Origin of the sequence: Pseudomonas sp. 2957 (assembly GCF_031456345.1) — a bacterium.
GTDB lineage: Bacteria > Pseudomonadota > Gammaproteobacteria > Pseudomonadales > Pseudomonadaceae > Aquipseudomonas > Aquipseudomonas siliginis.
Map to the genome: position 1 here is coordinate 1215696 of NZ_JAVDUL010000001.1, position 13513 is coordinate 1229208.

General features: G+C 60.3%; 8 protein-coding genes. All 8 read right to left on the reverse strand.

What is annotated here, in order from left to right; genetic code table 11:
* Nucleotides 1-161: 161 nt before the first annotated feature.
* Nucleotides 162-3284, reverse strand: a complete 3123-nt coding sequence (locus J2Y39_RS05515) for a hypothetical protein (protein ID WP_310215701.1) — start codon at nucleotides 3282-3284, stop codon at nucleotides 162-164.
* A gap of 150 nt (nucleotides 3285-3434) precedes the next feature.
* Nucleotides 3435-4229 (reverse strand): enoyl-ACP reductase FabI, encoded by a 795-nt coding sequence (gene fabI / locus J2Y39_RS05520; protein ID WP_003202751.1) that lies wholly within the window; start codon nucleotides 4227-4229, stop codon nucleotides 3435-3437.
* A 19-nt stretch (nucleotides 4230-4248) separates the two neighbouring features.
* Nucleotides 4249-5859: an ABC transporter ATP-binding protein gene (locus J2Y39_RS05525; RefSeq protein ID WP_150635691.1), complete on the reverse strand. Its 1611-nt coding sequence runs from the start codon at nucleotides 5857-5859 to the stop codon at nucleotides 4249-4251.
* 1 nt (nucleotide 5860) lies between these two features.
* Nucleotides 5861-6880 carry an ABC transporter permease gene (locus J2Y39_RS05530; RefSeq protein WP_016774153.1) on the reverse strand — a complete coding sequence of 340 codons (1020 nt, stop codon included), beginning with the start codon at nucleotides 6878-6880 and terminating at the stop codon, nucleotides 5861-5863.
* 1 nt (nucleotide 6881) lies between these two features.
* The gene (locus tag J2Y39_RS05535; protein WP_016774154.1) at nucleotides 6882-7955 is read right to left on the reverse strand and encodes a microcin C ABC transporter permease YejB; all 1074 of its coding nucleotides are present in this window, start codon (nucleotides 7953-7955) and stop codon (nucleotides 6882-6884) included.
* A 4-nt stretch (nucleotides 7956-7959) separates the two neighbouring features.
* On the reverse strand, nucleotides 7960-9801 hold the full coding sequence (locus J2Y39_RS05540) for an extracellular solute-binding protein (RefSeq protein ID WP_056784665.1): 1842 nt from the start codon (nucleotides 9799-9801) through the stop codon (nucleotides 7960-7962).
* Entirely contained in the window at nucleotides 9798-11630 is a 1833-nt protein-coding gene (locus tag J2Y39_RS05545) for an extracellular solute-binding protein (protein WP_310215735.1), read from the reverse strand. Before J2Y39_RS05545 ends, J2Y39_RS05540 begins: the two co-directional genes overlap by 4 nt.
* A gap of 325 nt (nucleotides 11631-11955) precedes the next feature.
* Nucleotides 11956-13419, reverse strand: coding sequence for a transglycosylase SLT domain-containing protein (locus tag J2Y39_RS05550; protein ID WP_041480626.1), 1464 nt, complete (start codon nucleotides 13417-13419; stop codon nucleotides 11956-11958).
* Nucleotides 13420-13513: the final 94 nt, after the last annotated feature.

The following is a 13513-nucleotide window of genomic DNA, read 5'->3' on the forward strand; positions in this document are numbered from 1 at the left end:
TGGGTCAGGCAATTTGATGCTGGCTGATCGAATGTCTTCGCGAGCAGGCTCGCTCCCACAGGTCTCGATGGCGCGGAGGATTTTTCAGTTCAGCACCATCTCTGTGGGAGCGAGCCTGCTCGCGAACGCGTCAGCCGAACTATCGCCGGATTCGCCAGTGCTCAGCGCTTGGGCGGGCTCAGCTTCTGGTAAAACGTCAGCCATTTCTCGTGACTCGCAACGGCATCCTCGAGTTCGGGCACGCGCAATGCGTCTTGCAAGGCTTGCGCTTTGAAAGCATCGAACAGATGCCTGACGGCAGTGCTGGCGATGGCGTTGACTGTGTTGGAGGCGAAGGTATCGGGCACGGCGGCGCGCTCCTGTTGCGCCAGGGGGGCGCCCTGAATATCGAGGCGAGTAATGAACGCGTTACAAGTGGCATTCAAGCGAGGCTGGGAGCCGTGCCTGTAGGCTTCGGCGTCGACGGGCAGCGATTTCGCCGCATCATTTGCCCCCGATGGTTTGAGTAATGCAAGGTCGATATCGCGACGCAGCACCACTTCATTCCTGCCAGTGAAAATCTCGAAGACTCTGGCTGGACTCCCACTCAGCAGCGCCAAGATGCCGAATGGCGCAGTGCTGGCGTCAGCCAGCTTGTCCGTGGCTGCCGATACTGGTCGCAAGGCGAGCAATTCCAGATCGTGGTCTTCGATGTCGATTCGCTGCGCGAACGGCAAGCGACAGAACGCTTCCTTGAGAAATGCGATATGTGCGTCCTTCATTTGCCTCAGGCGTGCGCTCAGTGCCGCATGGAAGTAGGTCGCCACATTGTGCAGTCTGGGCAACGAGGCAAGCATGGGGGCCAGTTGCAACTGTGCATTGCTCGATTGCCATCCTTGCAGGTCACCTGTCAGCTTGCCGGCGACATGCAGTTCGCTCAGCGAGTAATGCGCTGAAAAGGTCTGCGGGTTGGCGTCTGCAACAAACAGCGCCTTCTCCGTGAGGTAGGGGGAATCGCTGAACACCTTGCGCAGATCGGCCAGGGCAACCGTGACGGGAGTGGGCGGTGCCGAAAGGAACGCCCGCCGATAAAGATCGTTCAACAGGCGATTGTGGTTGCGGAACAGGACATCGGCCTGCTTCAGCGTCGTGGCGTCATAAACAGTCACCGGAAATTCGGCGTTGCGCTGGATCAGCCCTCTGGCAACCGCCCAGTCAACGACCAGTGAGGCACAGGAATCCTCGCGCAGGAATTTGTAGAAGTGCGTGGGGGCCGGGCCTTTGGTCAGTTGGTTCAGTTGCTCATAGCTCATCAGGCGTGCCACACCCGGCATTTGGCTTTCGATATACAGCACGACCTGCTTCAGCCTGACCCAACGCGAACAGCTCATGTAACAGAGTGATGGCGGAATATGCCGGGTCAGAAACTCCGGCGCTATACCGGACAACAACAGATGGGTGGCCAACGTCTTGTTTTTGACCGATGCAAGAGCGGGCTGCCGATCAATGAAGCGGCGTACCTCGTCATAGCTGTCGCCCCAGAAATCACGCCCCTCCAGACGTTGCACGACAATACGGTTCAAATCCTCACCCGCGTTCGGCTCCAGGCTGAGAATCAATGCAGCGAGCAACAGGCGATCGCGGTTGGTGGCCAGCAGGCGTTTCTCCTGCGCCGGAGCGCCCAGAGTCTTCACCAGCAGATTGCCCAGCGTTTGCGCGCGCGGTGTGATCAGAATACGGCTGATCAGGTAGTCGGCTTTTGCCTGGAGCGTTTTGAGCGGCAGATCGGTATCGACACCCTCACTGAGGTAGTCGATCAACGGCGGCGAGTCTACGGGTAAAAACGCCTGTGTGGTGTCGACGATGCTCTGACGCTGTTGCGCCGTGAACCGCTCGGTTTGTGTCCACGGCTGGCCCAGCAGATACCAGTGATTCATATGTCCGGGACGGGTGTGCAGATTGATCCTGAACCATTTCACCAGCGCGAGGGCTTGCTCGACAGTATTCGGCAAAAGCAGATTGTAGAAGCGCAGCATTTGCCCAAGGGTGACTTTACCGCTTGAACGCAAGGCGCCGCCGGCTTTGCTTGCCTTGGCCTTGAGCTGGTCGCGAAAGAGTTTCAGATCAGCCTGTTTTTCCACCTGCGCCGTCAGGGTGACCCAGCCTTTTACGCTGGCAGTACCGACATGACCGGATTCGGTGACGAGCAATTGACTGTCGGCGGGCAGTCCGTGCTGCTGCAGGATGGCTTGAAAATCCTCATCGGCGCTGAGTGTCTGCAATTGACGCTGGCCATACTTCATCCGTCCCGCCAGCGCGGAATCCGGATGGGGCTCGCTGATTTCCTCGTAATCGATCTTGGCCTTGGGCGCTTTGTTCCAGCTCAGCGCTTCAAGGCGTCGCACGATGTGCCGGTTATCTTCCAGAGCGCCAAATTCTTCACGATAACTGCGGATGGGGTCGTTGCTTTGCACGTAATCGCTGACGTAGGGCAGCGCCGGCCAGCTTTGCTGGCGCAGGCGTTGCGCAAGTGCCCTGGCTTCGCGAGCATCTTGCGGCAACGCAAACTCATAGCGGCCCAGAAGCTCGCCCAGTTTGAGGCGCGGCCCTCTGGCCGGCGCGGAAACAGAGGCCGAAGTGAGGGTTACCGGCGTGTCGAGAAAGCCTCGCTGCTCGAAAGGGTCGCTCGCCAGCAACACTTCATCGATTCGATCGGCGATCGCCCGAAAGTCTTCCAGTTGCGCGTTGCGTTCCTTCACTAGCGCCGACGTGCTCTGGCCGTTTTCATCGATGGCCGCCAGACCGGTTTTCTTCAGCTCGGCGAGGATGACTCGGGCCTGAATCTGGTTTTGCGGTTCCGGGTAACCGTAGAACGCCAGCACCACTTGCCGTGGAAACCGATACAGCGGGTTGGCGGATTTACCGCCGATGTAGGGCAGGCCCAGCCCCGCAGGATCGATACGCTGGGAAATCGACAGCAGCATCGGCGCCATCTGCCACCAGCCCGAATCATCTTCCAGCGTGAACGTGCGGACATCGCTGGAGCCGTTCGAGGGTGTCTGCGCTTGCAGGGTATCGCCCTTGATCTGCAGGGTATCCAGATCGATGTTAAAGCCACTGGCCCAATCGAGAAATTCAGGGCGTTCGAGGGCGCTCCAGTAAAGCTCCATCCATTCGCGCAGCCGGCATGCACGGGGAACCTCCAGCGTGCGCGCCGGTGTGGCGGCGCTGACCACCGGTACGGCGGTCAATTCTGCGATGAGATTGTGAATCAGCGTCTGTTCATGTACCGGTGTGTCGTCCATCTGCGCCTCCCTGGCGGCTGATAAGCATCGAGCGCCGAGTATCAAAGGCAGGGCAGGGTGGTTGGCGGTACATATGTAGTTGGGCGAGCTTTTCTGCAGGCATAAAAAAACCCGCCGGATCCGGCGGGTTTTTTAACGGCTACAGGAAGATCACTCTTCGATGTTGCCCATCGCGGTGGTGTTGAAGCCGCCGTCGACGTACATGATTTCACCGCTGATGCCCGACGCCAGGTCGGAGCACAGGAAGGCGCCGGCGTTGCCGACTTCTTCGATGGTGACGTTGCGGCGCAGCGGAGTCTGCGCTTCGTTGGCGGCCAGCATCTTGCGGAAGTTCTTGATGCCGGATGCGGCCAGGGTGCGGATCGGGCCAGCCGATACGCAGTTGACGCGGGTGCCGTCCGGACCGAGGGAACCGGCCAGGTAGCGGACGCCGGCTTCAAGGGAAGCCTTGGCCATGCCCATCACGTTGTAGTTCGGCATGGTGCGCTCGGCGCCAAGGTACGACAGGGTCAGCAGGCTGCCGTTGCGGCCTTTCATCATTTCGCGACCAGCCTTGGCCAGGGCCACGAAGCTGTAGGCGCTGATGTCGTGAGCGATGCGGAAACCTTCACGAGTGGTGGCTTCGGTGAAGTCGCCGTCCAGTTGGTCACCCGGGGCGAAGCCGACGGAGTGGACGATGCAGTCCAGACCGTCCCACTTCTTGCTCAGCTCTTCGAAGACCTTGGCGATTTCTTCATCGCTGGCCACGTCGCACGGGAAGCACAGCTCAGGGCTCGAACCCCAGCCTTGTGCGAACTCTTCGACGCGACCCTTGAGTTTGTCGTTCTGATAAGTGAAGGCAAGCTCAGCGCCCTCGCGATGCATGGCGGCAGCGATGCCGGATGCGATGGACAGCTTGCTGGCGACACCGACGATCAGTACGCGCTTACCGGCGAGAAAACCCATGTGTTGCTCCTCTTTCAGGTTATTGCGCAGTGGCTGGTGCCAGAAAAGCGGCTTCCAGCAACTGCTGTGTATACGGATGTTGGGGGGCGGCAAAGATACTTTGCGCGTCTCCCTGTTCGACCACTTGGCCATGCTTGACCACCATCAGCTGGTGGCTCAGCGCTTTGACGACAGCCAGGTCATGGCTGATGAACAAATACGTCAGGTTGTACTTGGCTTGCAGTGAACGCAACAGCTCCACCACTTGCCGCTGCACCGTCCGGTCGAGCGCCGAAGTCGGCTCGTCCAGCAGGATCAGCGCCGGTTTCAGCACCAGAGCCCGGGCAATGGCGATTCGCTGCCGTTGCCCACCGGAAAATTCGTGGGGGTAGCGGTGCCGGGTTTCCGGATCCAGACCTACCTCCTTCAATGCCGCAATGATCGCCGCTTCCTGTTCGGCTGCGGTGCCCATTCTGTGTATCCGCAGGCCTTCGCCAACGATGTCGTTGACGCACATGCGCGGGCTCAGGCTGCCGAACGGGTCCTGAAACACCACCTGCATCTCCCGCCGCAACGGGCGAATCTCGTTCTGCGTCAGGCAGTCTAGCTGCTTGCCTTCAAAGCGGATCGTGCCTTTGCTGCCGATCAGCCGCAAAATCGCCAGACCGAGGGTGGATTTACCGGAACCGCTTTCGCCGACGATCCCCAGGGTCTGGCCCTGAGGCAGGCTGAAATTGATGCCGTCCACTGCCTTGACGTAATCCACCGTGCGTTTGAGCAGGCCTTTCTTGATCGGGAACCAGACTTTGAGGTCCTCGACTTCGAGCAGCGGCGCGCCGATTTCATTGCTCGCCGGGCCGCCGCTGGGCTCCGCGCCGAGCAATTCCCGAGTGTACGGATGCTGCGGCGAACGGAACAGCTCTGCGCACGATGCCTGTTCGACGATGCAACCGCGCTGCATGACACATACGCGATGCGCAATTCTTCGCACCAGGTTCAGATCGTGACTGATCAGTAGCAGCGACATGCCCAATCGAGCCTGAAGATCCTTGAGCAAATCGAGGATTTTCAGCTGAACGGTCACGTCCAGCGCCGTGGTCGGTTCGTCGGCGATCAGCAATTCCGGCTCGTTGGCCAGGGCCATGGCGATCATCACCCGCTGCCGCTGGCCGCCGGACAATTCATGGGGCAGGGCCTTGAGACGCTTGTGCGGCTCGGGAATGCCGACCATTTCCAGCAGCTCCAGCGTGCGTTTGGTCGCCACTTTGCCACTCAGGCCCTTGTGGATGCCGAGCACTTCGTTGATCTGCTTCTCGATCGAATGCAGCGGATTGAGCGAAGTCATCGGCTCCTGAAAGATCATGGCGATGCGGTTGCCACGAATATGGCGGATGGTTTTCTCGCTCAAATCCAGCAGGTTCTGCCCGGCGTAATTGATGCTGCCGGCCGGATGCCGCGCCATAGGGTAGGGCAGCAGGCGCAGGATCGAATGCGCCGTTACCGATTTGCCCGAGCCCGATTCACCGACCAGCGCCAGGGTTTCGCCGCGCTTGATATCGAAGCTCACGCCTTCGACCACGCGGTGCACGCGCTCGCCGAAACCGAATTCGACTGCGAGGTCGCGCACTTCGATCAGATTGTCCTGATTCATTTCACTTCCTCGGGTCGAAGGCATCGCGAGCGGACTCGCCGATAAACACCAGCAGGCTCAACATCAGTGCCAGTACGGCAAACGCGCTCATGCCCAGCCATGGCGCCTGCAGGTTGGATTTGCCTTGCGCGACCAGTTCGCCCAGCGACGGACTGCCGGCCGGCAAGCCGAAGCCGAGGAAGTCCAGCGCGGTCAGGGTGCCGATGGCGCCGGTGAGGATGAACGGCATGAAGGTCATGGTCGAGACCATGGCGTTGGGCAGGATGTGGCGGAACATGATCGCGCCGTTCTGCATGCCCAGCGCGCGGGCGGCGCGCACATATTCCAGATTGCGCCCGCGCAGGAACTCGGCGCGCACCACATCGACCAGGCTCATCCACGAGAACAGCAGCATGATGCCCAGCAACCACCAGAAATTCGGCTGGACGAAACTGGCAAGGATGATCAGCAGATACAGCACCGGCAGCCCCGACCAGATCTCGAGAAAACGCTGCCCGGCGAGATCGACCCAGCCGCCATAAAAGCCCTGTAGCGCCCCGGCAATCACGCCGATGATCGAACTCAGCACGGTCAGCGTCAGCGCAAACAACACGGAAATGCGGAAACCGTAGATCACCCGCGCCAACACATCGCGGCCCTGATCGTCAGTGCCCAGCAGGTTATCCGCCGAGGGCGGGGCGGGCGCCGGGACTTTCAGGTCGTAGTTGATGCTCTGGTAGCTGTAGGGGATCGGCGCCCACAGAATCCACGCGTCCTTGGCCTTGAGCAGTTCGCGGATGTACGGGCTCTTGTAGTTGGCTTCCAGCGGAAATTCGCCGCCGAACGCGGTTTCCGGATAGCGCTTGATCGCCGGGAAATACCAGTTGTTGTCGTAATGCACGACCAGCGGTTTGTCGTTGGCGATCAGTTCGGCGCCCAGACTCAGGCCGAACAGAATCAGGAACAGCCACAGCGACCACCAGCCACGCTTGTTGGCCTTGAACAGTTCGAAGCGCCGGCGGTTGAGAGGGGACAGGTTCATCTCAATGCTCCCGGCTGGCGAAGTCGATACGCGGATCGACAAAGGTGTAGGTCAGATCGCCGATCAGTTTCACCACCAGCCCGAGCAGGGTGAAGATGAACAGGGTGCCGAACACCACCGGGTAATCGCGATTGATCGCCGCTTCGAAACTCATCAGGCCGAGGCCGTCGAGGGAGAAAATCACTTCCACCAGCAACGAACCGGTGAAGAAGATACCGATGAATGCCGACGGAAAACCGGCAATCACCAGCAGCATGGCGTTGCGGAACACGTGGCCGTAGAGCACGCGATGGCGGGTCAGGCCCTTGGCCTTGGCGGTGACCACATACTGCTTGTTGATTTCGTCGAGAAAGCTGTTCTTGGTCAACAGGGTCATGGTCGCGAAGTTGCCGATCACCAGTGCGGTGACCGGCAATGCCAGGTGCCAGAAGTAATCGAGGATCTTGCCGCCCAGGCTCAGCTCATCGAAGTTGTTCGAAGTCAGCCCGCGCAGGGGAAACCAGTCCAGATAACTGCCGCCGGCAAACACCACGATCAGCAGGATCGCAAACAGAAACGCCGGGATCGCATAGCCGACGATGATCGCCGAACTGGTCCAGACATCGAAGTGGCTGCCGTGTCGCGTGGCCTTGGCGATGCCCAGCGGGATCGACACCAGATACATGATCAGCGTGCTCCACAGCCCCAGCGAGATCGACACCGGCATCTTTTCCTTGATCAGGTCGATGACCTTGGCGTCGCGGAAGAAACTGTCGCCGAAATCCAGCTGCGCGTAGTTCTTGACCATGATCCACAGACGTTCCGGGGCCGATTTGTCGAACCCGTACATGTGCTCGATTTCCTTGATCAGCGCCGGGTCCAGCCCCTGCGCGCCACGGTAGGACGAGCCGGCCACCGCCACTTCGGCACCGCCGCCGGCAATCCGGCTGGTGGCGCCTTCGAAACCTTCGAGCTTGGCGATCATCTGCTCGACCGGCCCTCCGGGCGCGGCCTGGATGATCACGAAGTTGATCAGCAGAATGCCGAACAGGGTCGGGATGATCAGCAGCAGTCGCCGAAAGATATACGCCAGCATCTGATTACTCCGTGCCCGCAGGGTCGGCTTGCAGTTGGGTTTCGACTTCTACGGCAGGCTTGGCGTCAGGCTTGACCCACCAGGTATTGATGCCGATGTCGTACTTGGGCGAGGTTTTCGGGTGGCCTATATGATTCCAGTAGGCCACGCGCCAGCTCTTGATGTGCCAGTTGGGCACCACGTAGTAGCCCCATTGCAGCACCCGGTCCAAGGCGCGAGCGTGGGCAACCAGACTTTTGCGCGAGTCGGCGTTGATCAGGCTTTCCACCAGTTGGTCAACGGTCGGGTCTTTGAGCCCCATGCTGTTGCGGCTGCTCGGTTTGTCGGCGGCGGCGCTCATCCAGTACTCGCGCTGCTCGTTACCCGGCGAATTGGACTGGGGAAAGCTGCCGACCATCATGTCGAAATCCCGCGAGCGCACGCGGTTGATGTACTGCGAGACGTCGACGCGGCGGATCACCAGATCGATACCGAGGTCGCTGAGGTTGCGCTTGAACGGCAGCAGCACCCGTTCGAACTCGGTCTGGGCGAGGAGGAATTCGATCACCACCGGTTTGCCAGTGGCGTCGACCATTTTGTCATCGACGATTTTCCAGCCGGCCTCTTGCAGCAGTTGATACGCCTCACGCTGCTGGGTGCGGATCATGCCGCTGGCGTCGGTCTTGGGATTTTCGAAGGCTTCGCTGAACACCTGGGCCGGCAGTTTGCTGCGAAACGGTTCGAGGATCGTCCGTTGCTCGGCGTCGGGCAGGCCGGTGGCGGCCATTTCCGAGTTCTCGAAGTAACTGCGGGTGCGCACGTAGGCGCCGTTGAACAATTGCTTGTTGGTCCATTCGAAGTCGAACAGCAGCCCCAGCGCCTGACGCACGCGCACATCCTGGAACACCGGGCGGCGCAGGTTGAAGACGAAGCCCTGCATGCCGGTCGGGTTGCTGTTGGGGATCAGCTCCTTGATCAAACGCCCCTCGGTGACCGCCGGAACGTTATAGGCGCTGGCCCAGTTCTTCGCGGTCATCTCCAGCCAGTAATCGAACTGCCCGGCCTTCAGCGCTTCGAGGGCGACGGTGTTGTCGCGGTAATAGTCGGTGGTCATCGTGTCGAAGTTGTAGAAGCCACGGTTGACCGGCAAGTCCTTGCCCCAGTAATCCTTGACCCGCTCGTAACGTACCGACCGGCCGGCCTTCACTTGGGTGACCTTGTACGGGCCGCTGCCCAGCGGGATTTCCAGATTGCCCTTGTTGAAGTCGCGACTGGCCCACCAGTGTTTCGGCAGGACCGGCAACTGGCCGAGGATCAGCGGCAGCTCGCGGTTGTTGCTGTGCTTGAACTTGAACAAGACTTTCAACGGGTCTTCGGCGATGGCTTCGGCGACGTCGTTGTAGTAGCCGCGAAACATCGGCGAGCCTTCCTTGGTCAACGTCTCGAAGCTGAACACCACGTCTTCGGCGCGCACCGGGTGGCCGTCGTGGAAGCGTGCTTCCGGGCGCAGGTAGAAACGCACCCAACTGTTGTCGTCGGCTTTCTCGATCTTGCTGGCAATCAGGCCGTATTCGGTGAACGGCTCGTCGAGGCTGTGTTTGGTCAGGGTGTCGTAGATCTGGCCGATGTCATCGGCGGGCACGCCTTTGTTGATGAACGGGTTGAGGCTGTCGAAGCCACCGAAGCCGGCCTGACGGAATACGCCGCCCTTGGGCGCATCAGGGTTCACGTAGTCGAAATGCTTGAAATCGGCCGGGTATTTCGGCGGCTCGTTGTACAGGGTCACGGCGTGTTGCGGGGCGGCCCAGGCCAGCCCGGCGAACAGCAAGCCGCCGGCCTGCACGAGCAGGGTGCGAACAGCGTTCATCGATCTTTCTCCGAAGACTTCAGCCACCATGCGCTCAGGCCCAGGGTGTAGGGCGGCGTGGTGACAAAGGCCAACCGGTTGCGGTAGGCCAGACGGTGATAATTGAGGTACCAGTTGGGAATGCTGTAGTGCTGCCAGAGCAGCACGCGGTCGAGCGCCTTGCCGGCGGCCACCTGCTCGTCGCGAGTGCGGGCGGCGAGCAATTGTTCGAGCAGGTGATCGACCACCGGATTGGCGATGCCCGCGTAATTCTTGCTGCCCTTGACGTTCACCTGGCTGGAGTGGAAGTACTGCCACTGCTCAAGGCCCGGGCTCAGGGTCTGGCCAAGGGTCATCGAGATCATGTCGAAATCGAATTGATCGAGGCGCTGTTTGTATTGCGCACGATCAACGGTGCGCAGGCGCGCGTCGATGCCGATGCTGTTGAGGTTTTCGATGTACGGCTGATAGAGCCGCTCCAGGCTCGGGTTGACCAGCAGCAGTTCGAAGCGCAGCGGTTGGCCGTCTTTGTCTTGCAGGCGCTGGCCGTGGAGCTTCCAACCGGCCTCGGCGAGCAGGGCGAGGGCTTTGCGCATAGTCTCGCGCGGAATGCCACGGCCGTCGGTTTTCGGCAGGGTGAACGGCTCGGTAAACAGCCTGGCCGGCAGTTGCTCCTTGTAGGGTTTGAGCATCAGCCATTCATGGCCGACCGGCAGGCCGGACGCAGTGAATTCGCTGTTGGGGTAGTAGCTGCTGGTGCGTTTATAGGCATCGCTGAACAGCGCGCGGTTGGTCCATTCGAAGTCGAACATCAGGCCCAACGCTTCGCGCGTCCTGACATCGGCGAAGGTTGCGCGGCGGCTGTTCATGAACAGGCCCTGAGTCTGGGTCGGGATCTGATGCGGGATCTGCACCTTGATCACTTCGCCACGACGTACAGCAGGGAAGTTGTAACCGTTGACCCAGTTCTTCGCCTGATGCTCGATGTAGATGTCGAACTCACCGGCCTTGAATGCTTCGAAGGCCACATCGCTGTCGCGGTAGAACTCGACGTCCATGCGATCGAAATTGTACTTGCCGCGATTGACCGGCAGATCCTTGCCCCAGTAATCCTTGACCCGCTCGAAAATCAGCTGCCGACCCGGCGTGACCGACGTGATGCGGTACGGCCCGCTTCCCAGCGGTGGTTCGAAGGTGGTGGCTTTGAAGTCGCGGTCTTTCCAGTAATGCTGCGGCAGCACCGGCAACTCGCCCAGGCGCAGGATCAGCAGCGGATTGCCCGAGCGCTTGAACACGAAACGAATGCGCTGTTTGTTGAGGATGTCGACCCGTAGCACTTCCTGCAAGGCCGTGCGATACAGCGGATGACCGTCCTTGAGCAGCGTTCGATAGGAGAACGCCACGTCGTAGGCGGTGATCGGCGCGCCGTCGTGAAAGCGTGCTTCGGGGCGCAAATTGAAGACGACCCAGCTGCGATCTTCGCTGTACTCCACCGATTGTGCGATCAAACCGTAGCTCGACGCCGGCTCGTCTCCGGACGGCGAATACTGTCCGGTACCGACCATCAGCGGCTCGTTGAGCTCGTTGATGCCGTACTGGAGAAAATTGGCGGTGGTAACCGGGCTGGTGCCCTTGAAGGTGTACGGATTGACCGTATCGAAGGTGCCGAACGCCATCACCCGCAACGTACCGCCTTTGGGCGCTTGCGGGTTGACCCAGTCGAAGTGGGTAAATCTAGCCGGGTACTTGAGCGTGCCGAACTGCGCATAACCATGACTTTCGGTAATCGTCGCGCTTGCGGGTGAGCTCAAGGCCAGGCTGATCAGGAGCAGGGAGAGGGCACGCTTCAAGTCAGATCCGATCCAGCGGCTTGGGCTTTGTGGGCCGTACAGTAACAGCTTGTCTGGACAGGAAAAAGATGCGGGTTAATGCCGGGTTAATCGTTTGCGCGAAGAGCCCCTCACCCTAACCCTCTCCCGGAGGGAGAGGGGACTGATCGTGGTGGCTGGGCGAATTGCACCGACGTGCGATACCGAGTCGAAGTCAGTTTCTGAAAAGCCCCCGATCGGCTCCATTTCCCCCTCTCCCCCCTGGGGGAGAGGGCTGGGATGGATCTAAAGCACACCACAAAAACTTCATCCAAAAAAAGCCCCTGAAATATCAGAGGCTCTTCAATCAGTGCGGCTGATAAACCGTAAGCATCTGCCCCGGCTTCAACGCCTTGCCCGCACCCGGGTTCCAACGCTTGAGATGTTGCATCTCGACGTTGAACCGCTTGGCCACCACATACAGGGTGTCGCCGCGCTTGACCTTGTACTGGGTCTGCTGCTTGCTCTCGTCCTTGCCTTTGGTCTTGGTATTCGCCGCGACCACGGTGTTGACCCGGCCGGACTTGCGCGCCGGTGCACGCTTGGTGTTGTCCTGCATGACCAGGGTCTGGCCGACCTTGAGATTCTTGCCGGTCAGCTTGTTCCAGCGCTGCAGATCCTTGACTTCGACCTTGTTGGCCTTGGCGATGGAGCCGAGGTTGTCGCCACGCTTGACCCGATAGGCGCGCTTGAGCTGCGCCACTTCCGACGGATCGGCGCCTTCGAACACCGGTTTCAGCGAGCGTGGGCTGATCAGTTCGTCCGGGCGCATGGTCTGCAGACTGGCAGTCAGCAGTTGTGCCTTGGACGTCGGCACCAGCAAATGCTGCGGACCGTCGATGGTGGTGCGCTGTTTGAACGCGGGGTTGAGCTGGAACAGTTCGTCTTCATCGATGTTCGCCACCGCAGCGACCTTGGACAGGTCCATGCGCTGGTTGATTTCGACGACCTGGAAGTACGGTTCGTTGGCGATCGGATTGAGGTTGACGCCATAGGCTTCCGGCGCCAGCACCACTTGCGACAGCGCCAGCAACTTCGGCACATAGGCCTGGGTTTCCGCCGGCAGCGGCAGGTTCCAGTAGTCAGTGGGCAGGCCAAGCTTTTCGTTGCGCTCGATCGCCCGGCTGACCGTGCCTTCACCGGCGTTGTAGGCCGCCAGAGCCAGCAGCCAGTCGCCGTTGAACATGTCGTGCAGGCGGGTCAGATAATCCATCGCGGCCGTGGTCGAGGCGGTAATGTCGCGACGACCGTCGTAGAAGCGGGTCTGGCGCAGGTTGAAGTAGCGCCCGGTGGACGGAATGAATTGCCACAGGCCCACCGCATCGGCGCGGGAATAGGCCATCGGGTTGTAGGCGCTCTCGATCACCGGCAGCAGGGCCAGTTCCAGCGGCATGTTGCGCTCTTCGAGGCGTTCGACAATGTAATGAATGTAGAGACTGCCGCGTTCGCCGGCATTCTCGAGAAAAGAGGGGTTACTGGCGAACCACAGGCGCTGTTGCTCAATGCGCGGATTGACGCCAAGGCCTTCCTGCAACTGGAAGCCCTGACGCATGCGTTCCCAGATGTCCTGGGGCGCCACTGGAGTGGGCTTCTCGGTCAGCCAGATCGGCTTCTGCTTGGCTCGCGCAGCAATGTTCGGCGTATGCGTCGCTTCAGTCTGCGGAGCGTGGCTGGAGCAACCCGCCAGCGTGGCGGACACAGCCACCGCGATGGCTTGTGCCAGGCGGGTCAAAGCATCTGAATTGACGGACTTACGTATGGATGACGACATTGGCTGGAAGTAAGTTCCGGGCAAAAATGTCGGGCGATTCTAGAAAGCGCACCCCCTGCGGTCAACCATTGAGAATTTTTGCCCCGGCCGGCGC